A 21,070-nucleotide genomic window follows, 5' to 3' on the forward strand; every position below is an offset into this window, starting at 1 on the left:
TGATGCCGCGCTGGATCCGGCAGCCGTCGGTCGAACAACACGCGAAGTAACCGGGGATACCGCCGTACGAGCGAATCACCGCAGGGATCGGAGATGTCCCGCCTCGGCCAGCACACCATCCAGCTCGGCCAGGAAACTCGGGAAATGCGCCGCGAACCGACGCAGATCCGGGCTGGTCGACTCCTCGCCGCCGAGGTCCTCGCCGTACCAGTAGAGGCCGGGGGTGCCATCGGCGCCGCCGTCGATGGTCGCGAACTCGCCCAACCAGCGGCGGGTCTCGCCGAGAACCACGGCGTAAGGCAGGGATCGGGAGAACACCATCTCGCGGTCGTCGGCCGGGATGTCCCGGTGGGACGCCGTGTCGAGGTAGGTGCGCAAGCCGCGTACCTGCGCCACCAACCGGCTGCCGCGTGCGGTCCTGGCAGGTAGCCGACGCGAGTCCAGCGCCACGATCACGCCGCTGACCAGCACGCCGAGCCCGATCAACGCGGAGCCGCCCAGCACGGCGAGGACCACGGTGAGCACCGCGCCGAGCGCCGCGACCGCGAGTCCCGACCACCACCAGCGGTTGCGAGCCCGATCGGGCCGGATGCCGAACCAGCGCCGTTCGACGACATCGGCGTATAAGGCCGATTCGACCCCGGCCAGATCCAGGTTGCCATCGGCGGCCAGTTCGGAGACCAGTACCTCTTCGCGACGGTCCGGGCCCGCATCGGGACCGAGCAGGCTGGCGTAGACGGCCCGCTCGTAGTCGTGCAGCGCCTCGTCGGGCTGGTTGCGTCGGACGATCCGCCAGTCCAGGGCGTCCTGGTCGACGTGCAGTTCCTCGATCCACAGGTAGTTGCGGACGGCGAGGTCCACGACGGTGGAGGTGATGTCCACCACGTCGACGTGTTCATCGATCACGGTCCCGACCTGACCCGGCAGCACACCGTCGGGCGAGGCGAAGGCCACCGATCCGTCCGGCTCGGTCAGCAGGACATCGACCGGGCCGATCTCGGCGGCAAGCGCGGCGCGGTCCTGCTTGCGGCGTCGGGCGGGCACCGCCAACGCGATGAGGAGCAGGACCAGCAACCCGCCGAGCATCGCCCCGGTCACCGGGGTGAGGGCGAAGGCCCTGGCGATGCTGAAGTTCTCCTGGAATTCCGCGTTCGCGGGAACCGTCTCCGAGGGCAGCCCGATGCTCAGTTCGAGCCGATCGCCCGCAGGCAGGCCGGATTGGGTCGCCGTGGCGAGCTGACCTGCGTCGATCTGCGCCACGGTGCAGGTGCTCGACGACGCGGGCGCCCCCGCCAGACAAGTGATCGACTGCGGCGCCGACGGCGACACGAACGACACCCTGGCCGATTCGAGCTCGGTGTCCCAGCCGCCGGTGACCTGCCAGCGGACCTCCTGGCCCTGCGCGAGATCGGTGACGGCCCCCAACACCTGATAACGCACCGTGCTGGTTCCCGGCCCCGCCGTCATGGCGAGTCCGGCGTCGGTGACCGTCGCCTCGGTCTCGCCTTCGACCTCGATGTCGCGGACCTGATAGATCCGATCGGTGTCCACGCCCGCGAGTTCTCGCAACGGTGTCTCGCGACTGATCGTCTCGGTACCGGGAACGGTGATCTGCTCTTGGACGCTCAGGGCGCCGTCCGGCTCCAATCGTAGTTCGACCAGTACCGATGGGCCGCTCTCCGTTGTCTGATCCGGCTCCTGCGCCGAGGCGGGCGACCCCACCGCGAGAAGAGTGACAACGGTCATGAGGGCGACGGGGCCCCGGACAGAGAACACGGCTGCGGAGGATAGCGGAGTCGCCCTATGCTCGTGGCCGATAAGCGCCGGAGAGAGGGGGCCGACCGACCATCCGCCTCGATGTCGATGGTTTCCGGTCGGATGCAATCGGGCGCTATCTCCGGGCCACACAACAGATAGCGTTCGGCGCGAGCGTCACCCAACGCGACGGGCGTTGTCGCGACGATCGTGGCGAGAACCGTTCCCGGTGTGCCGATTCACTGCGGTATCACTGAATGGGGAACGGTCGAGGGGGAGACGAGAACACCGATGGGGCAGTTCCAACCGCCACACAACGAAGGACCCGGGTACGGCGGTCACCGATCGCCGCATCGCCCGCCACCGAGGCCGGTGGCGCCACCGCCCGCAGCGCGGCCGATCCACGCGGAGCCGGTGACGAAACCGATTGCCGCACCGGGGCATCGGCCGCCGGGGTCGAGCGGCTACGAGCAGCCGATGGCGGCGGGGCCGACACCGGGCGCGCCGAGATCTCGTCCGTCCACTCCGGACGCGGCAGCGCGATCGGGACACACACCGGATGGCCTGACCGGCCAGCTTCGACGCCCGCTGCCACCGCCTCTGCCGCGCGCCCCGGAACCCACCACCGCCGCGCGGGCGGTGCCTCGGACCGCAGCGGCATCCTCGGTCGGCACCGCACCGGCCACCGCCGCCCAACCGAGGTCCCCCGGCCTCTTCGCCATGGTGTCGTTGGCGGTCGTCGGGTTGGCGGCGGTCTGGTTCGTGGGGGCACTGGCCAACGGCGCGCTGTCCTCGTCGACGCAGACCGCACCGCCCGCACGGACCACGCCGGAGTTCGCGCCACCCGCCCCCACGACCACCATCGAGACCGAGCCGACGACCACCGCCCCCGAGACCACCGAGCCGACGGAACCGACCGAATCGGAGCCGCTCCCGCAGCAACCGTCGGCTCCGGAACCGATCTATCTCCTCGGCGATCACCCGATCAACGCCGACGGCCTGTTCGCCGCCGACACGACGGCCTGCACGCTGGCACCGTTCAGTCCGGACCCGGCGGGTCAGGATGCGCTGTATCAATCGGCGATGCCGTGCATGGTCGATGCGTGGCGCTGGGCGTTGGAGACGACCAACCTGCCCTCTAGCGAACCGGAGCTGATCACGGTCTCCGGACCGGTGGAGACGCCCTGCGGCACCGCGCAGTCCTCGTACTACTGCAGCGGGAACCACACGCTCTACATGTCGGCGTCGGTGCACGCCGAGCAGGAACAGCTCGGCGATCAACCGGGGCCCTACCTCAGCGTGCTGTTCCACGAGTACGGCCACCACGTCCAAGGCCTGTCCGGCATCATGCAGGCCGCCTGGGACCAGCGGTACGAGGTCGGGCCGAACAGCCCGGCCGGGCTGGAGATCTCGCGCAGGTTAGAGCTCCAGGCGAGCTGTTATGGCGGGATGCTGCTGGCCGCGACCACCAGGACCGGCGTGGTGGATCTCGACACGATGTCGATGGCCTTGAACGACGCCCGCAACCGGGGTGACTGGCCGGATCGGGGTCTGCCGCCGGATCACGGCGCCCCCGAGATCAACGGCGGTTGGATGGAGCAGGGCTACTACGAGAACAACACCAGGCAGTGCAACACCTGGTTGGCGGAGCCGAGCGCGGTCCGCTGAGCACCGGGATCGATCTCGGCCCCTGATCAGGTACCGGGGTGGATCGTCACCGGCGGCAGATCGGTGACGGTCTGCGCCGCATCGTCGTCCTCGACCGGCGCAGAACGGCCGGTCTGCGTCGAACCGTCGACCGCCAACAGATCGCCGGAGAACGCGGCGTCGGTCGCGGTACCCGCCGTGGCGGTCGGCTCTTGGCCGGGTAGCACCGCGACATTGGGATACAGCACCGTGCCCTCGGGCTGATCCGCGACTGGCTCCGGCGCCTCGGCGGCCTGCACGGTGGTCGCGGTCGCAGCCTGCGCAGTCTCCGGTCGGGACCGACGACGCGGTCGTCCGATCAGGATGACCAGCGCCGCCCCGGCCAGCCCCGCCACGGTCAGCAGCACCGCCGACATCCGATCGGCCGGGTCGGCCGCACCGACCGCCGTTCCGGCCAGCCAGATCTCGATCTCACCGGACTCCGACTCGATCACGTCGACGTCCAACTGCGCGCCGACGGTATGCCCGCACGCCGCCAGATCGGCCTCGCGGAACTCGGCATCGAGTTGCACCTCGACCCGGTCACGCGCCCCGGAATCGCCACAGTCCGACGAGCGGATCACCACCGCGGTCGCGGATCGGACGTCCTCGCTCGAGGCGCCTTGGAACGGCAGCAATCGGCCCGTGGCCAGCAGAATCCCGATGGAGAGCACGGCGAGGACCATGATCGCCAAAACCGACCTGCCAGGTCCCTGTCGAACCGCCACGGCAAAGATCGTGGCAGATGCGCGAGGCGGGCTCTGCGGCGGAGGGCCGAGGAGCGATGCATCCGGCGCCGCACCAGCCGCGCCGATCACGGTCGCGGGATCGATGGCCGAACGCATCGATTCGCGGTCACAACGCGGGCAACCTGCGCATGAGGTGCGTCACGCTGCCCTCGGTCGGCCATCCGACACTCGGATGGCCGGGTCCGAGGCTCTCGCATCGAGCGTCAGTCGGGGGCGCCGTCCGGCGGAGTGACCTTGCGCACGTAGATCAGTCGATCGCCCGGTTCCAGGGCATCGGCCTGCGGCGCGTCGATCCGATGCAGAACGCCGCGCCGGACCACCCCGAGCACGATGTCGGCCAAATGCCGTGGCGAGCCGCCGACCTCCTCCGGTTCGACGAAGCGCTCCCCCATCGCCAGCCCCTCGTCGGTGGTCAGCAGATCCTCGAAGATCTCCACGACCGCGGGAGTGGTGGTGGCCATCCCGAGCAGCCGGCCCGCCGTCTCACTGGAGACGACCACCGAGTCCGCGCCGGACTGGCGCAGCAGGTGCACGTTCTCCGCCTCGCGGACCGCGGCCACAATGGTGGCCTTGGGCGCCAGTTCCCTGGCGGTCAGGGTGATGAGTACGGCGGTGTCGTCGCGGTTGGCCGCCACCACGATGGCCTTGGCGCGTTGCACGCCCGCGACCCGCAACACGTCGGATCGGGTGCCGGAGCCGTGCACGGTGACCAACCCGAGGGCGGCAGCGGCATCCAGCATCGCCTGATCGGAGTCGACGACCACGAGACTGGCGGGATCCACATCGTCGCCGAGCAACGATCGGATCGCCGATCGACCCTTGGTCCCGTAGCCGATGACGACTACGTGGTCACGCACCTTCGACCTCCAACGTTGGATCTTCAAGGCCTGCCGGGACCGCTCGGTGAGCACCTCGAGGGTCGTTCCGACGAGAACGATCAGGAACAGCACCCGCAGCGGGGTGATGATCAGGATGTTGACCAGTCGCGCGGAGTCGGAGACCGGGGTGATGTCACCGTATCCGGTCGTCGACAGCGAGACCGTCGCGTAGTAGATGCTGTCCAGCAGCGTGACGTCGCCGTCGGCGTTGTCCTGGTAGCCCGCCCGGTCGACATAGACGATGATCACGGTCGCCAGCAACGCCAGCAGTGCCCCGATGACGCGCTTGCCGATCGCCTGGACCGGCCCGACGCCGCCGCTGGGGATGTGTACGACGCCCACCAGGGTGTGATCCGGCGTGATGTTCTCGGTACGAGTGGCACGCGATCGCATCAGGGTGACTCCCGGCCGGAGCCGAACGCAACGCTGTCTGTCATGTCGCCGTCCCACCCATCGCTGTCACCGAGGCCACGTCGTGATCCCGGCCCGCGCAGCGCGAGAGTAAACGGCGCAGTCGAAGCGAGTCGAGCCGAACACTCCGGAAACGACAATGCTCGCATCAAGCTCATCAAGATTGGGACGCGGCGCCGACCAAGCGCCACCGGGATGGGATTAGGATGCCTCCGTGCCGTCACTCCAGCAGGCTGCTCAGGCGCTCGGTTGGCACGGTCACGTCGTTGCCGATGTCACCGTGCTCGGCCAGCAGGTGTCCACGGTCGTGAAATTACACGCCGATGTGCATCGCTGGCGTACGGAGAACGGTTGGCCACCGGAGCCGAACCCCTCGTGGTTCCGTTCCTGGTTCGAACCGACCTACTACGATCACATTCCGGTTCCGGCCGTCGAACTGATCGGTGTTCTGGTCACCGAATCGAAGGCAGGCCGGGCATTACGGTCCTGCGGAACCCTGATGACGCTGGCGCCCTGCGCCGTCGTGCTGCCCGTTGCACAGACCAACGACCCCTGGCCGCTGGCGGAGCTCGACTACTACGGCATCGGCGTCGTGACCACCGACATCGATCACGAACCCGCCGTGGCGATCTCCCCGGAGGACCGCTCGACGGAGTTCGGCGGCTCGCTGTTCGGCCGATGGTTGTTGGAACTGCTCTACCACCGAGTGGTCACCGAGGTGCTGACCTCGAAGAGGTGAGGCCGACCGAGACGGGAAGCCCCGACCGGCGCTTCCCGCGCGGGTCGGAGCCTGGCCATTTCGGCGATCTTCGGGGAAATCGGCGCCGCTGATCACGAGCTCGGCGCGAATTCGTCGTGCCAATCCGCCCCACCGGCTCGGCCAAACGATCCTTGGTTGGCCACAAGCCGATCGCGGTCCCGGCGAGATCTGCGGATATCCGGTGCGGACGTGGCGAATTCGCCCGCACCGATCGGGCCCGCCGGGTACGACGAACCGACATTTCGACCACTCAGGCGGGCACCAATTCGTACTCCTGCCAGTTGAGTGCCTCCGCATTCCATTCCATGCCTCGGCCGTCCTGGAGCGCACGCAGCGCGTGCAGGGTGTGCGGCCAGCGGCGCACCACATCGACTATCGCGATGGCGACCATCTCGTCGGCCTGCCGCTGCTGCTCGCCGGGCCCCAGCACGATCGTGTTGCCACTCTCGCTGCGGAGGTCGGTGAGCGGCTGCTGACCGGACAGGACGGCCTTCTCCACCAGCACCGGCCGGTTCGGCGGGACGTCGTCCGGCCAGGCCTTCCGATCGATGTCGGCCGCTTGCGGCTCGCCGCATTGGCCGCAGGTGCAGCCGCCGCCGACGGCCCAGCCGTGTTGTCCCCAATGCCAGACGGCGGTGGTTCCGGTGCGTAGGTCGCTGAGCCCGGCGACATGCGGCCAGGCATCGACGACACCGCCCAGCGTGGTGGCCCTGGTGGGCCCGTCCGCCTCTCCCGGACCGAAGAAGGACCACACGCCGTCCTCGTTCCGAGCCACCCGGACCAGCGGCGCGCGCAGCGCCACCACATCTTCTGCGACCTGAACCTCCGTCGTGGGCGACGTGGTCAGCTTCCAGTACAAGTTCTCGGACATCGTCCGAGATCGTTCCCAGCGCACGAGAGCACGACAAGCTCGTCCACTCGATCAGGGGTCACCCGCATCGGGGATCTTTCGAAGAATCGCTCGGATGCCCTCGGAATCGAGCAGGTCGGCGGGTTGCACGGTCCGATTCGCCCGCACGTAGTGGAAGGCGGCGCGGACCTGAACCAGCGGCGTGCGCGACAGCGACGCCCAGGCGAGTCGATACGCCGCCAACTGCACAGCGAGCGCGGGTAGCCGGTCCGGGGACGGCGGTGCCCCGGTCTTCCAGTCCACCACGGTCCAGCCGCCGTCCTTATCGGCGAAGACGGCATCCATCCGGCCCCGCAGCGCCACCCCGTCGACCTCGGTCTCGAAGGACACCTCCACCGCGTAGGGCGTCCGATCCGCCCAGGAGCCCGCGAGAAAGGCCTCCTGCAGCTCGGAGAGCGCCGTGATCGGCTCCTCCACGTCATCGTCGGCGGCACCGGGGAGATCGTCCATGTCGAGCAGACTGGTGACCGCGAACCGTCGTTCGAGCCAGGCGTGGAAGGCGGTCCCCCGGCGGGCCGACTGACTCGGCGGATGCGGCAGCGGCCGCCGCAGCTTCCTGGCCAGCGCCTCGGGATCGGCGGCCAACTCCACGAGTCTGCTGACCGACAGGTGGGCGGGCAGCAGTACCTCGTCGCCGCCCGAATGGGCCGAGGCGCGCTCCGCGAGCAACACCGAGACGTCCCGCTGCCAGCCCTCCGGATCGTCCTCGGCTGCTGATCCGGTCTCGGCGACCGCATCGCCCGTCGGCTCCGGCTGCTGATCGCCCGGAGTCGAGGACAACTCGGCCAAGGCTGCACGCACCCGCTCGGCGCCCGCCAACACATCGGCTCGCCGCCTGCCCAACGGATCCTTCGGCCATTCGGCCGAGTTGATCGTGGCGGCCAACGGATTCTCCGCGTCCGGCTCCGGCGGGGCCGCCCAGTGATCGACGACGCCGACCCCGGTCCGAGCGCTGAGCACCTCGCGGATCTCCGTCAGGAAGTCCGAGGGTCCGCGTGGGCTCTTGCCCGTCTCGCCCCACCAGTGCCCGGAGACCAACAGCGTGCGCTCGGATCGGGTCAACGCGACGTAGCAGAGCCTGCGCTCCTCCAGCAGCCGCCGTTGTTCGAAGTCCTCGGAATGCTCGGTCAGCGTCTCGATGACGACCTTGCGGTCGGCACCCGGTGGGATTCGCAGCTGCGGGAGGTCCACCGCGTCACCGCGCAACTCAGCGGGCAACTGGACCACCGAGCCGAGCCAGTCCGCCGAACGCCTGCCGCCGGGGAAGACCTTCTGCACGACGTGCGGAACGGCGACGATCTCCCATTCCAGGCCCTTGGCCGCGTGCATGGTCAACACCTGCACCCGGTCCTCGGCCACCTCCACCTCGCCGGGTTCCAGGCCGTCCTCGGCCCGCTCGGCCACCTTCAGGTAGTCCAACAGCGCCGAGACGCCCGCGATCGGACTCGCGGCGGCGAACTCGGCGACCACGTCGGCGAAGGCGTCGAGGTGCGCCCGGCCGATCGCGCCGGGCCTGGCCAGGCTCTCCACGGTGAGCAACAACGTCCGCTCGACGTCGGCCACCAGTTCGGGCAGCGGTTGATCGAGACGGCGGCGCAGCATGGCCAGTTCCCTGGCCAGTCGTTGGATGCGACGGAATCCCACCGCCGAGTACGCCTCGGGCGGTCCGGGGTCCTCCAGAGCGTCGATCAGCCCGGCCTGCTCGGCGTGTTCGCCCGGCAACGCGTCGACCGGCGAACCGGTGTGCTCCTGCCGCGAACCACCGTCGGCCAGTTGTCCCGCCCTGGTCCACAGGGCCGCGAGGTCGGCGACACCCAGGCGCCAACGAGCCCCGGTGAGCAGTCGAGCCGCCGCCGTGCCCGCCAGTGGGTCGACCAGCATCCGCAGCGCGCTGACCAGGTCACGCACCTCCGGTTCGTCCAGCAGACCGCCCAGTCCGACGACCTCCACCGGCAGGCCCTCGGCCCGCAGCGCGTCCGCGAGTTCGGCCATGTCCGCCCGACGACGAACCAGGACGGCCGCGGTGGGCGGGCTGCCGGTGTCGGCCACCACCTGCCGCCAGCGGGTCGCCATCGCCTTGGCCAACCAGGCTCGTTCGACACGAACGTCGGGCAGCAACGCGCACCGCACATCGCCGGTCTCGGCCCCCGGCTTGGATCGAAGCTCCTCGACCTCCAGACCCGCCTGGCGCAGCGGCGCGGACACCGCGTTGGCCAGCGTCAGCACCTCGGGCGGATTACGGAAACTGGTGAGCAGTCCATAACCGCGCGCGGGTGCGAGCTCGCCGTGGGCGTCGATGCGCGGGAAGTCGGTGCGAAACCGTGGCAGGTTGGCCGCGCTGGCCCCGCGCCAGCCGTAGATGGCCTGGGCCGGGTCGCCGACCGCCGTCACCGGGAGCCGATTCCCGCCGCCGAACAACGCCCGCAACAGCACCCGCTGGGCATGCCCGGTGTCCTGATACTCGTCCAGCAACACGGCGCCGAACCGGGATTGCTCAATCTCGGCGACCTCGGGATGCTCGTCGGCCAAGCGTGCGGCCGAGGACATCTGATCGGCGAAGTCCATCACGCCCTCGCGGCGCTTGCGGGCCGCGTAATCGGCCAACAGCGGCAGCAACGCCACGCGAAGTCGCTGCACCGCCAGTTTGTCCCGCAGGTCCTGCGGCAGCGCAGCCCGTTGGCGGGCGACCCTCGGCGCGTCCTCGACCACCCGGCAGAACTCGGCGGCGTGCGCGCTGAGCCGTTCCGGGGTGACCAGGTGCTCGGCCAGCTCGCCCGCGAGACCCAGCAGGTAACCGGTGATGGTGCTGGGAATCTTGTCGGTGTCGATGTCCTCGGTCCAGGTGGACACGACCCGATGGGCGAGCTGCCAGGCCGCCGTCTCGCTGAGCAGCCGGGCGCCGGGTTCGGCGGGCAACCGGAGCCCGTGTTCGGACACCAATCGGCCCGCGTAGGCGTGATAGGTCAGGATCGTCGGCTCGCCCGCGAGGACGGCCGAGGTCCGGCCGCCGCCGGGGTCGAGTCGATCGAGCAACCCGGAGCCGACCAATCGGCGCAGCCGGGCCCGGACCCGGTCCGCGAGTTGTCGGGCCGCCTTCCTGGTGAAGGTCAGCCCGAGGATCCGTTCCGGCGCCACCAGACCGTTGGCGACCAGCCAGACCACCCTGGCCGCCATCGTCTCGGTCTTGCCCGCGCCCGCGCCCGCGATGACCAGGGCGGGCTCGGACGGCGACGCGATCACCGCGACCTGTTCCTCGGTCGGGGTGGGCAGGTCGAGGGCGTCGGCGATCTCGGCTGGACTGACGGCGATCCTGCTGCCGGTGGGCGCGCCGCTCATTCGCTCACCTGCCTGCCGGACGGATGCAACGGACAGCTGGTGCGGACCGGGCAGCGCGGACAGTCGATGTTCTCGGTGGCCGCGTAGTGCGGCCCCCGGCTGGCGGAGGCGGCGTCGGCCAGCGTCAGCCGCCAGCGGGCCACGCCCTCATCGCTCAGCGGCGGTTGCACCCGCTCGGTCGCGGCGCCGGTCCGTCCGTCCGGTTTGGCCACGTACAGCAGTCGGGCACCGCCCGGCTCGATGTCCGCGCCGACGTCCTTGAAGGCGCCGAGCGAGGCAGCCAACTGGTAGACGGCCAACTGCGGGTGGTCCTCCGCGTCCTTCGCCGACACCGCGCTTCGGCTGGTCTTGACGTCCACCACCACCGGTCTGCCCAGGGCATCCGAGTCCAGCCGGTCCACCCGCCCCCGGACACGCAGCCACGGGCCCTCCGGATCGGCGGGCAGCGAGACGTCCATGTCGTGTTCCACCGCGAGCTGGGTGAGCTCGGAACGGCTGGTGGCGTACCAACCGAGGAAGGAGTCGAGCATCGCCTCCACCCGGATCCGCTCGCGGCGGGAGAACCACGGTGCGCCCGCGTCGACCGCCGCCCATGCCTCGTCGAGACTGCGTTGCAGGGCCGCGCGGTCGGCGCCCTCCCCGGCCGCCTGCACCAGGGCGTGGACGAGCGTGCCGGTGACCGAGGCCAGCTCGGCCTGATCCTGGCCACCGTGTCGCTCGACGACCCAGCGGGTCGGGCACTTGGTCAGCACGTCCACCGTGGACGGCGAGACGCGGACCTGATCGCCGTCGACCCACAGCGGTTCCTCGGTGGAGGGATCCGCGAGTCCGTACCAGGACGAGGGGTCGCTGCCGGGGACGCGTTCGGCGGCCAGGGTGGCCAGGGCCTTCGCGGCGCGGTCTCGACGGTCGTCCGCCGCGCTCGGATCGCAGACCACTCGCCGTAGCTCGCCGACCAGCTCCGGCAGGGACAGTCCCCGCTGCGGGCGGAACAGCGGGCGGGCCTCGGCCTCGGCATCGGTGGTCGCGTCGTCGAGCTCGTCGAGGAATCGGGACGGCTGCTCGTCCTCGCCGCGCACCGCGCTGACCAGCAGGGTGTGGCGGGCCCGACTGGCCGCGACCAACAGCAGCCTGCGTTCCTCCGCCAGCAGCGGAGCGGTCGCCGAGACCGTCTCGTGCGGCACTCCGTCGAGCACGTCCACGAGCCGTTCGACGCCCAGCAACGAGCCGCGCAGCCGCAGGTCCGGCCAGCTGCCCTCCTGGACGCCGGGGACGGCCACGACCGTCCATTCCCGCCCGGCGGCGGCATGCGCGGTGAGCACGGCGACCGACTCGCCCGGCGGCGTGCGGGGCGCGAGCGTGTCGCCGGGAATCTGCTGGGTGAGCAACCGGTCCACGAAACCGGCGACGCTGAGGCCGGGCATCCGTTCGACGTGTCGCGCCGCCGAGTCGAACAGGGCCAGGATCGCGTCGAGATCACGGTCGGCCTGCGCCGCCGTCGGTCCGCGTCGTTCGGTCTGCGCCACCCAGCGTGCCTCGAGTTCGCTGTGCTGCCAGACCCGCCAGAGCACCTGTTCGACGCCGAGTCCTTCGGCGATGGCGCTTCGCGCGGTGGCCAGCAGTGCGGCGATCGCCTGGACCGGCGCCGCTGCCTCCGGCTTCATGCCAGCCAGCCGGTCGGGTTCGTTCATGACCTCGACGAGCAGTTCGCCGCTGCCCTTCTCCACCCCGGCGGCCACCGCCAGTCGGCGCAGCTCACGACGGACTCGTCGCTGCGCCAGGGTGTCCGCGCCGCCCAGCGGCGAGCCCAGCAGCATGGCGGCGAGCTCCGGGGTGAGCTTCTCCGGGAGATCGGCGCACTTCAGCAATTCCAGCAGCGGTCGGACGGCGGGTTGCTGGGCGAGCGGCAGTTCGTCCAACGGCACGGTCATCGGGACCCCGGAGGCCAACAGGGCACGCCGCAGCACCGGGAGCGAGCGGGACGCCGAGCGCACGATCACGGCCATCTCCGACCACGGAACCCCGTAGAGCAGTCGGGCCCTGCGCAGCTGATCGGCCACCCAGGTGGCCTCCTGGGCCGCCGAGGCCAGCAGGCGTACCTGCACGACGCCGTCCTTGGCCAAGGGCAGCCGGTCGGGGTCCGCGTCCAGGTCGATGCCCGCCGGTTCGGGGGCTTCCTCGTAGGGCGGTTCGTCGTAGGGCGGCTCCACGTCGAACGGCGGCTCGTCGTCGGGGAAGGGCGGTTCCTCGTCGTACGGCGGCTCGTCCGGCAACGGCGGCTCGTCCGGCAATGGCGGCTCGTCGTCGTACGGCAGCTCGTCCGAGAACGGCAGCTGGTCGAGCAACGACGGTTCGTCCACCGGTCGTTCGGTCTGCTGCTGCGGCACCGGCACGGCGGGCGCGGTGAGGTCGCGTTGCGGGCCCGCGCCGGGCAGCCGGGCGACCAGCCGTCGTACGGCCCCCCGAACCGCAGGCGACATCCGATGGTCGGCGGTGAGCACCACGGTGCGGTCGCCGTCCTCATCCGCGTCGAGCAGACACGTCGGGTCCGCGCCCCGGAAGGAGAACACCGATTGGTCGGGGTCGCCTGCCAGGATCAGTTCGGCGGCCTGATCGCCGACCAGCCGGATGAGTTGATACTGCAGGGGATCGAGGTGTTGGGCATCGTCGACGATGAGATGTCGAACCCTGGCGTGTTCGACCGCGAGCAGGTCGGCCTCGTTCTCCAGGGTGATCAGCGCGGAGGAGACCAGTTCGGCGGCGTCCAGGGCAGGCGCGGCATCCGGGCCCGATCTCGGATCGGCGGCACCGAGCTGCGTCACCTGTTCGTAGACCACGCCGAATCGGCCCGCCGCGACCCATTCCGGTCGACCGTGTTCCTCGCCGAGCGCCACCAGGTCCTCCGGCCCGAGGCCGCGTTCGGCGGTGCGCAGCAGCAGATCACGCAGTTCGTCGGCGAAGTCGGGCAGCGGCAGCGCGGGGCGCAGCGCGGTGGGCCAATCCTCGGCGCCGTCCTCGATCTGACCACGCAGCAGTTCGCGGATGATCGCGTCCTGATCGGGAACCGGCAGCAATCTCGGCTGAGGCAGTCCGGCGAGGTCGGAATGCCTGCGCAGCACCGCGAACGCATAGGAGTGCAGGGTGCGGACCATCGGCTCGCGCACGGTCTTCGGCACGCCCTCGGAGGATTGCGGACCACGCAGCAGAGCGGTGATCCGGGTGCGCAGGGCCTGTGCCGCCGGGCGTCCCGCAGTGAGGACCAGTACCGATTGCGGGTCGGCGCCTCCTCGGATCCGATCGGCCACCGTCTCGGCGATGAGTGTGGTCTTCCCGGTGCCCGGCCCGCCGAGCACCCGAAGGAGGCCGCCCGGGTGTTCGAGCACCCGACGGCCTGCGGCATCCCAGCCGGTCTGTCGGTGAGCGACCCACCGACGCCGTACCAGTGACGGCGAACTCCGTTCCACCCTGAGGATGCAACCATGCGCGGCGGACATCATCACGATCGGTATGCGGTGTGTCGATATTCCACGCCCTGCGTCGAGTCCGCATCGGATCGACGCTCGGCGAGTTCGATTCCCTCTGGTGTCCGCGAACGGACCGGTCGAGCGTGGCGTGCCTGTGGCGACAATCGGCGAGCAGCCCCGACGGCGGCGATCGGTGGTACGACGCCACCATGAACATCGATGCGACGCGATCCATCGGGCCGCGCGCGACGTGATCGGCCTCACCGGATCGTCCGATCATGGCGAGGCGAATTCGCGAACAGCCGAGCGGGAGTGCAGATGAGCGAGGAAATGGCCGAACGCGTGCGCGAGGTGGTCGCCAGCATTCCGGCAGGTCGGGTACTGGCCTACGGCGAGGTGGGCGCCATCGCCGGAGTGCCGTCACCGAGGTACGTCGGTGCTGTTCTGGCGGACGACGGGGCGGATCTGCCCTGGCATCGGGTGTTGCGGGCCAATGGAACCGTGGCCTCGCATCTGGCAGGCCGACAGCTGGAGTTGCTGGCGGCGGAGGGCGTCCTGGCCGAGAACAGTCGGGTGGACATGTCCCGCTACCGGTGGACGGACGGGTTGGCCGCGGCGCCGACCGCCGAAGAAGGCCTGTGGTGAGGCGATGTCCTATGCCCATCGGTGATGCCATTCTTGGCGGGTGACCGACGACCAGCCGCTGACCGGGTTCACCATCGGAGTGACCGCCGAACGTCGAGCCGCCGAATTGATCGGCCTGCTCGAACGCAAGGGAGCCGAGATCCGTTTCGGTCCGGCGATTCACACCGTGGCGCTGACCGACGATCGCCTGCTCGCCGATGCGACCGCCTCGGTACTGGCCGCGCCGGTGGACATCGTCGTGGCCATCACCGGGATCGGTTTTCGGGGCTGGTTCGAGGATGCGACGCGGCTCGGTCTCGGTGAGCGACTGCTGACGCACCTGAGCCCGGCCACGATCCTGGCCCGGGGTCCCAAGGCCCGTGGCGCGGTGCGGGGCGCGGGTCTGCCTGATCCGTGGACCGCCGAAGGCGAGACGGTCGCGGAGGTGATGCAGCGTCTACGGGAGATCGGGGTCGCCGGGCGGCGCGTCGTGGTGCAGGTCCACGGGGATCCGATGCCGGAGCTGCTCGCCGAGCTGCGGTCCGCCGGTGCCGAGGTGGTTCCGGTGACGGTGTACCGCTGGACCGACCCGGTCGACCTCGCTCCGTTGGACGCGTTGATCGAGGCGGCGGCGGCCCAGGAACTCGACGCGGTGACCTTCACCAGCGCGCCCGCCGCGACCAATTTCCTGACCCGCGCCGACCGGATCGGCCATGGGCCCGCGCTTCGCCGAGCGGCGCATCGGCGACTTCTGCTGGCCTGCGTCGGATCGGTCACCGCCGCACCACTACAGGCCGAGGGCCTGCCCTGCCTGCTACCAGAGCGGTCGAGGACCGCAGCCCTGGTGCGCGCGGTGGTCGACGAACTGCCTCGCCGCCGCGAAAGCGACCGGATTTAACCCCTGACCATCCCGAAGTTGTGGCAAGGTGCGTTGTGGTCGACGACCGATCCCAGCCGATCGGGCCAGAGCGGGCCGCTCTCGGCGTCACGTAACTCTCCCGTATCGAAATTTTCAAATCGCTTTTCTCGCCCTTAGGATCGCCGGGACTTGCGACCTGGACACAGACGAGACTGGCGGGTACGTGATGCGAAAGCCGGGGATGGACCTCACCGGACTCGACCTCACCCAGCCCAACTCCGCCCGCGTGCACGACTACATCCTCGGCGGAGCACACAATTTCGAGGTGGATCGGCGAACCGGCGACGAGATCCTCTTGGAGAACCCGTGGCTGGCCGAGGCGCTCCGTGAGGACCGGCATTTCCTGAGACGGGCCGTGCGGCACCTCTGCGCGGGCGGCGTCCGGCAGTTCATCGACATCGGCTCCGGACTGCCCACCACCGGCAACGTCCACGAGATCGCACAGCAGACCGCCGAGGACGCCGTGGTGGTCTACGTCGACATCGACCCGCTCGTCGTCGCCCACAGCCTGGAACTACTCGCGGACAATCCTCGGGCCACCGCGATCCTCGGCGACGTCCGCGAATCCCGTCGGATCCTGGCCGACCCCACCGTGAACGCGCTGCTGGACTTCGAGCAGCCCATCGGCGTGATCCTCGGCGGCGTCCTGCACTTCATCCCCGGCGACGTCGAGCGCGCCCTCGAACCGCTTCGCAATGCGATGGCACCGGGCAGCCACCTGGTGATCACCCACGCGGGCACGACCAATGCCGTTCGATTCGGCGCGTTACTCCGGAGCTCACGGCCGTCGATCACCGTGCGCGACAGCGATGAGATCCTCGCGATGATCCAGGGGCTCACCCTGGTGGAGCCCGGCGTGGTCCCGGTGCCGCTGTGGTGTCCCGAGCAGCCCGGCCGCACCCTGGAATCCGCGCCGCCCGCGCTCTCCATCGCCTGTGTGGCCCGCCGCGACTGATTCGCGACCGGGAAGAACGCCGTCGACGGTCGGCGAACCCACACGGCCGTTCTGGGGCGGTTGCGGCGCGGTGTGTAGCGGGCGGCGGTCCCTGCCGGGATCGGACGAGCCGTCGACGATCCGACGTGCCGGGCGACGCGGCCTACCCGGCTTGTCCGCGGGTCGAGAAACCCATCCCGACCCGCAGCCGCTCAATGGCGGAAGCCGAGCCTCACAACACTTCGAGGATGAACTGGGCCGCTCGCTCCAACCCGGCCAGCGACTCCGGAGTCGAGCGGGGATGCAGTGCGTTGACGGCGAGCCGGAACAACAATGCGCGCAGTAAGGCCTGCTGCCACTCCGGCAGATGCGCCCACCGATGGATCAAGCCCGGGTCTGCCGACCCCCAGGCCAGCCCATCGACGGCCACCACCGCGGCCGCCCATTCCACCGGCCGCCAATACGGCGTGAAGTCGATCACGGCGGGCGGGCCGTCGCCCGCGAACAACACGTTGCCGAACAGGTCGCCGTGCACCACCTGAGGGCGCAACGCCGTCGACCTACGCGAGGTCACCAGCACTTCGAACAGCCTGCCACCGCGTTCGAGGTCCAGATGTGGATCCTCTTCGCCCCAGGCCATCCGGTCGGCCACCGAGAACACATCCCGGCGCTCGTCGACGAAGCGAGGCCTCGGCAACCTGGCAGTCGCCCGATGCAGTCGCAGCGATACCGCGATCACCTCATCGTGGCGGGCCTCCGGCGCACCGGCGAGCACCCTGGTCGCGGTCCAACCCGACACCACCCAACGTCCGTCGGTGGAACGCAGCGGCTTGGCGAGCCGGATGTTCTCCGGCTCCAATCCGTCCAGTGTCTTGGCCACCCACGCAGCCTCGGCCGTGTTGGCCACCGGCTTGAGGATGATCTCGCCGCATTGCCACGCACCGGAGGAACTCATCGGCTCCGGCTCGTCGTCGCGGGCACCGAACGCCGCTCGAACATGAGTCGGCGGGGGGTCCGGTCGTCTCATCACAAAGGGGGACGCTACCGGGCTCACACACAGGCACGACGCGTCAGTCCCGAACACAGGACGGGGCCGCCGATGATCGACGGCCCCGACCGCGAAACCGTTCGGGGATCAGTAGGTGGGCAGGCTCGGATCCACGTCACGCGCCCAACCCAGCACACCGCCACCGACGTGCACCGCATCCGCGAAACCGGCCCGATGCAGCGCCGCCAACGCCTCCGCCGACCGGACACCCGACTTGCAGTGCAGTACGATCGGCCGATCCTGCGGCAGCTCCGCGAGCGCGTCACCGGACAGGATCCGATCCTTGGGGATCAACACCGAACCGGGAATGCGGACGATCTCGAACTCGTGCGGCTCCCGCACATCGACGAGGGTGAACTCGCCGCCGCCGTCGAACCGCTCCTTGAGTTCACGCGGAGTGATCGTGTGCCGGGCCGCCGCCTGCTGCGCGTCATCGGAGACCACACCGCAGAACACGTCGTAGTCGATCAACTCGGTGATCGGCTCCGCCGCCGGGTCCTTGCGGATCTTGATGGTGCGGTAGCTCATCTCCAGCGCGTCGTAGACCATCAATCGGCCCAGCAACGGCTCGCCGATGCCGACGATCAGCTTGATGGCCTCGTTGACCATGATGGAGCCGATCGAGGCGCACAACACGCCGAGCACGCCGCCCTCCGCGCAGGAGGGGACCATTCCCGGCGGCGGGGGCTCTGGGTAGAGGTCGCGATACTGCGGGCCGTGTTCCGCCCAGAAGACACTCGTCTGGCCCTCGAAACGGAAGATCGACCCCCACACGTACGGCTTGCCCAACAGCACCGCGGCGTCGTTGACCAGATACCGGGTGGCGAAGTTGTCCGTGCCGTCCAGGATCAGGTCGTAGTCCCGGAAGATGTCCAGGGCATTGGAGGAGTCCAACCGCACCTTGTGCAGATTGACCTGCACGAAGGGGTTGATCTCCGCAATGGAGTCCTTTGCCGACTCGGCCTTGGACCGCCCGATGTCGGACTGACCGTGGATCACCTGCCGGTGCAGATTCGATTCGTCGACCTCGTCGAAGTCGACAATGCCGAGCGTGCCGACGCCTGCGGCGGCGAGATAGAGCAGCGCCGGGCTGCCCAACCCGCCCGCGCCGACCACGAGCACCTTCGCGTTCTTCAGCCGCTTCTGCCCGGTCATCCCGACATCGGGGATGATCAGGTGCCTGCTGTAGCGCGCGACCTCTTCCTTGGTCAACTCCTCCGCAGGTTCGACCAGCGGGGGTAGTGACGGCCCTGGCATCGGCGGTCCTCCTCGGATAAGCGCACACACCTTCTGCTGCTTATACAACGCGGTAACCGGCCCACGACATTCCGCTCCCAGCATCTAGGACGGCTTGCCGACTGCCGAGGCAGAAGCATCGCTCAGGGCGCGGGCCAGCCGTTGGGTTCGCAGACCTTGCCATCGGCGACGTAGGCCTGCGGCGACAACTGGGCGAGCACGTCGTTGGACAGGCTCCAGCTCTGCTGCATCATGATCGGCGCGGGATCGCCGTCGACCGCGCAGGGCACGTGCTGGCGGCGACCGAGGGCGTGTCCCACCTCGTGATTGATCAGGTACTGCCGGTAGCGGGTGGTCTCGCCCTGGAAGTCGCGGGCGCCGCGCACCCAGCGGGCGGCGTTGAGGTAGACCATCTCCTCGATCCGGCAGGAAGCCTCGTACTCGACGCCGCCGCTGCAACGCTCCTCGGCCAGGGACTGCGAGACGAGGATCACCCGGAAATCGGGGACGACCCCGGAAGTCTCGTCGACCCGCCGGATCCCGATGTTCTGCACGTCGGGGTGGCCGTTGCCGATCCAGCTGCGCTCATCGGACAGTGTGTCCTGCACCATCGTCGAGAAACCGTCCTCATCGACGGGAACATTGAGCCCGTCCTCGACCTCGACGGTGTAGTCGTAGGTGTCGCCGGTGGCCACTCCGAGCATCTCGGTCGTGCCAGGTAGGACCCGATAGCTGCGATTGCCGGTCTCGGGGAACGGACCGCCGCCCGGCAGTTCGGCCGCGATGATCGAGGGATCGAACTGCGCTCCAGGCATCGCCTCGTTGACGGCGGGATCGGGCGCGGACCCGGCCTCCCCGTTCTCCGGCGGCGTGGCGTCCTCGGCCGGCTCGTTCCGGCCCTGTCCGGCGTTGCCCAGTGCGACGTCGCCCTGCGGAGCCGCCGGGCTACGAGCCACGTCCAGCACGATGAACAGCGAGAGCACCAACAGCAACGGCAACGCGTAGAGCCGCCAGCCGTACACGGCCAGCAGACCCCGCCGCCCACGGGCTTCCTCCTGCGCGCGGGATTTGACGTCCCGATCGCGCGCGGACCGCTCTACGTCGGGACGCCAGTCGGCGGCCAGTGGCTCCGCCGAGGTTCGACGGTCACCACGCCGGTCCCGGCGTCCGCTTGGTCGCCGCTGGGTCGAGGCCACGGCTTCCTCTCTCTCGTCTGCGTGCACGGTCCCCCGACCTGACAACCACGCTGGTCCGTTCGAACTAGTCGATGACGGGAAACGGCCAGGCATTCGGTCTGCACACGGCACCTTCGGCAGGCACATCCCCGTCGATGTCACCGGCCTCGCCCAACAGGCTCAGATCATCATCGGCCAAGCTGACCGTCTGGTCCATCATCACCCGCGCCAACTCGCCGTCGGTCCCGCAGGCGACATGACGCAGACCGAGATGATGGCCGACCTCGTGATTGACCATGTATTGGCGGTAGTCCGCGAGATTCGACTCGTAAGAGTGTGCACCTCGGGCCCAACGCGCCGCATTCAGGTAAGCCCGATCGCCGCCGTCGTCCGACACCAGGCAGGAGACCTCGAAGGGCATTATCTCGCCACAGGCGGCCGAGGTCGTCTCCTGGGAGGCCAGCGTAATACGAAGATCGGGTTCGGCTCCCGGATCGTCGGTCCGCTGCATCGTGACCCCGCCCAGCCCGGGCCAGCTGCGAGGGTCGGCCAGCGTCTGATCCACCGATGCGGAGAACGCCTCCTCGTCCATCTCCACCTCCATCCCGTCCTCGATCTCGACGGTGTAGGTGTGCAGCGCGCCCTCCTCACCGATCACCTCGGTGGAACCGGGCAGCACGCGGAACTCGCCGGAACCCGTCGCCGGGAAGTCGTCGCCCTCCGGGAGCTGGGCTGCGCCGATCTCCACGTCGACCGGCTCGAACGAGATGGGCCCGTCCGTCGGCTCGGTAGGCGACGGACCGCCCCCGGCATCGACGGGCGCCCCATCGGCACCGCCCGCGTTGGCAGGTGGTTCGGCGGGGGTACGCACCACGTCGAACACCACGACGACGGTGAGCACCAACAGCAGCGGCAGCGCATAGAGCCGCCAGCCGAACCGGGTGTGCAACCCACGCAATCCGGACGGGTTCTCCGGCTCCTCCGCCGCACGACGTCCGTGGCCCGTTGCGGGCTGCCAGGAGGCCGCCAGCGGCTCGAGATCGGCGGAACCACCCTCCGATACGCCGTCCGCACGCCCGGTCTGACCGGGCCTGGCACGGCGCCGAGGTTCGGAGGACTTCGCCGCGACGGGCCTACCGCGAGGGTCGGCGTCGCGACGTGATCCCTGCGAGGTCGACGGCACTG

15 protein-coding genes are annotated in these 21,070 nt (G+C 69.6%); 5 read left to right on the forward strand and 10 right to left on the reverse strand.

The genetic code is table 11. The features are described from left to right. Positions 1-75: 75 nt before the first annotated feature. On the reverse strand, positions 76-1,746 hold the full coding sequence (locus tag BKA25_RS22350) for a DUF2207 domain-containing protein (protein ID WP_069846898.1): 1,671 nt from the start codon (positions 1,744-1,746) through the stop codon (positions 76-78). Positions 1,747-2,169: 423 nt separating this feature from the next. Between BKA25_RS22350 and BKA25_RS28500 the strand changes: the two genes are divergently transcribed. Beyond that, positions 2,170-3,423 (forward strand): neutral zinc metallopeptidase, encoded by a 1,254-nt coding sequence (locus tag BKA25_RS28500; RefSeq protein ID WP_172803733.1) that lies wholly within the window; start codon positions 2,170-2,172, stop codon positions 3,421-3,423. 26 nt (positions 3,424-3,449) lie between these two features. Here the strand turns inward: BKA25_RS28500 and BKA25_RS22360 are convergent, their stop codons facing one another. After that, positions 3,450-4,169, reverse strand: a complete 720-nt coding sequence (locus tag BKA25_RS22360; RefSeq protein ID WP_157420956.1) for a hypothetical protein — start codon at positions 4,167-4,169, stop codon at positions 3,450-3,452. Positions 4,170-4,393: 224 nt separating this feature from the next. Beyond that, complete coding sequence (locus tag BKA25_RS22365; protein WP_069846891.1) at positions 4,394-5,461, reverse strand: potassium channel family protein; 1,068 nt, start codon at positions 5,459-5,461, stop codon at positions 4,394-4,396. Positions 5,462-5,693: 232 nt separating this feature from the next. Here BKA25_RS22365 and BKA25_RS22370 point away from each other — a divergent pair, with 232 nt between their 5' ends. Then, positions 5,694-6,218 (forward strand): hypothetical protein, encoded by a 525-nt coding sequence (locus BKA25_RS22370; protein ID WP_069846889.1) that lies wholly within the window; start codon positions 5,694-5,696, stop codon positions 6,216-6,218. Positions 6,219-6,489: 271 nt separating this feature from the next. On the opposite strand, the gene BKA25_RS22375 is transcribed toward BKA25_RS22370, so the two are convergent. Genes BKA25_RS22375 through BKA25_RS22385 form a run of 3 tightly spaced genes read right to left on the reverse strand, consistent with a single transcriptional unit; the run spans position 6,490 to position 13,949 of the window. Then, a complete protein-coding gene (locus BKA25_RS22375; RefSeq protein WP_069853288.1) occupies positions 6,490-7,110 on the reverse strand; it encodes a hypothetical protein in 621 nt (206 codons plus the stop codon). A 51-nt stretch (positions 7,111-7,161) separates the two neighbouring features. Beyond that, positions 7,162-10,485, reverse strand: coding sequence for an ATP-dependent helicase (locus BKA25_RS22380; RefSeq protein ID WP_069846887.1), 3,324 nt, complete (start codon positions 10,483-10,485; stop codon positions 7,162-7,164). Further along, the gene (locus tag BKA25_RS22385) at positions 10,482-13,949 is read right to left on the reverse strand and encodes an ATP-dependent helicase (protein ID WP_375791864.1); all 3,468 of its coding nucleotides are present in this window, start codon (positions 13,947-13,949) and stop codon (positions 10,482-10,484) included. The genes BKA25_RS22380 and BKA25_RS22385 overlap by 4 nt, the downstream gene beginning before the upstream one ends. A 318-nt stretch (positions 13,950-14,267) precedes the next feature. Here BKA25_RS22385 and BKA25_RS22390 point away from each other — a divergent pair, with 318 nt between their 5' ends. From BKA25_RS22390 to BKA25_RS22400, 3 genes are all read left to right on the forward strand, one after another. Beyond that, positions 14,268-14,594 carry an MGMT family protein gene (locus tag BKA25_RS22390; RefSeq protein ID WP_069846883.1) on the forward strand — a complete coding sequence of 109 codons (327 nt, stop codon included), beginning with the start codon at positions 14,268-14,270 and terminating at the stop codon, positions 14,592-14,594. Between the two features lie 40 nt (positions 14,595-14,634). After that, on the forward strand, positions 14,635-15,471 hold the full coding sequence (locus BKA25_RS22395) for a uroporphyrinogen-III synthase (protein ID WP_069846881.1): 837 nt from the start codon (positions 14,635-14,637) through the stop codon (positions 15,469-15,471). A gap of 187 nt (positions 15,472-15,658) precedes the next feature. Continuing rightward, positions 15,659-16,447 (forward strand): SAM-dependent methyltransferase, encoded by a 789-nt coding sequence (locus BKA25_RS22400; protein ID WP_084642553.1) that lies wholly within the window; start codon positions 15,659-15,661, stop codon positions 16,445-16,447. Positions 16,448-16,658: 211 nt separating this feature from the next. Here BKA25_RS22400 and BKA25_RS22405 read toward each other — a convergent pair whose 3' ends face one another. From BKA25_RS22405 to BKA25_RS22420, 4 genes are all read right to left on the reverse strand, one after another. Then, positions 16,659-17,453 carry a TIGR02569 family protein gene (locus BKA25_RS22405; RefSeq protein WP_069846878.1) on the reverse strand — a complete coding sequence of 265 codons (795 nt, stop codon included), beginning with the start codon at positions 17,451-17,453 and terminating at the stop codon, positions 16,659-16,661. Between the two features lie 108 nt (positions 17,454-17,561). Next, entirely contained in the window at positions 17,562-18,731 is a 1,170-nt protein-coding gene (gene moeZ, locus BKA25_RS22410) for an adenylyltransferase/sulfurtransferase MoeZ (protein WP_069846876.1), read from the reverse strand. A 122-nt stretch (positions 18,732-18,853) separates the two neighbouring features. Next, the gene (locus tag BKA25_RS28505) at positions 18,854-19,906 is read right to left on the reverse strand and encodes a DUF3152 domain-containing protein (RefSeq protein WP_069853287.1); all 1,053 of its coding nucleotides are present in this window, start codon (positions 19,904-19,906) and stop codon (positions 18,854-18,856) included. Positions 19,907-19,970: 64 nt separating this feature from the next. Then, positions 19,971-21,068: a DUF3152 domain-containing protein gene (locus BKA25_RS22420; protein ID WP_172803732.1), complete on the reverse strand. Its 1,098-nt coding sequence runs from the start codon at positions 21,066-21,068 to the stop codon at positions 19,971-19,973. Between the last annotated feature and the right edge of the window lie 2 nt (positions 21,069-21,070).

The organism is Actinoalloteichus hymeniacidonis (assembly GCF_014203365.1).
GTDB lineage: Bacteria > Actinomycetota > Actinomycetes > Mycobacteriales > Pseudonocardiaceae > Actinoalloteichus_A > Actinoalloteichus_A hymeniacidonis.

Excerpts from the sequence above, each read along its gene's own strand:
- BKA25_RS22365 (WP_069846891.1), bottom strand. The coding sequence starts at position 5,461 with ATGCGATCGCGTGCCACTCGTACCGAGAACATCACGCCGGATCACACC.
- BKA25_RS22405 (WP_069846878.1), bottom strand. The coding sequence starts at position 17,453 with ATGAGACGACCGGACCCCCCGCCGACTCATGTTCGAGCGGCGTTCGGT.
- BKA25_RS22350 (WP_069846898.1), bottom strand. The coding sequence starts at position 1,746 with ATGACCGTTGTCACTCTTCTCGCGGTGGGGTCGCCCGCCTCGGCGCAG.
- BKA25_RS22380 (WP_069846887.1), bottom strand. The coding sequence starts at position 10,485 with ATGAGCGGCGCGCCCACCGGCAGCAGGATCGCCGTCAGTCCAGCCGAG.
- BKA25_RS22400 (WP_084642553.1), top strand. The coding sequence starts at position 15,659 with ATGCGAAAGCCGGGGATGGACCTCACCGGACTCGACCTCACCCAGCCC.
- moeZ (WP_069846876.1), bottom strand. The coding sequence starts at position 18,731 with ATGCCAGGGCCGTCACTACCCCCGCTGGTCGAACCTGCGGAGGAGTTG.
- BKA25_RS22375 (WP_069853288.1), bottom strand. The coding sequence starts at position 7,110 with ATGTCCGAGAACTTGTACTGGAAGCTGACCACGTCGCCCACGACGGAG.
- BKA25_RS22390 (WP_069846883.1), top strand. The coding sequence starts at position 14,268 with ATGAGCGAGGAAATGGCCGAACGCGTGCGCGAGGTGGTCGCCAGCATT.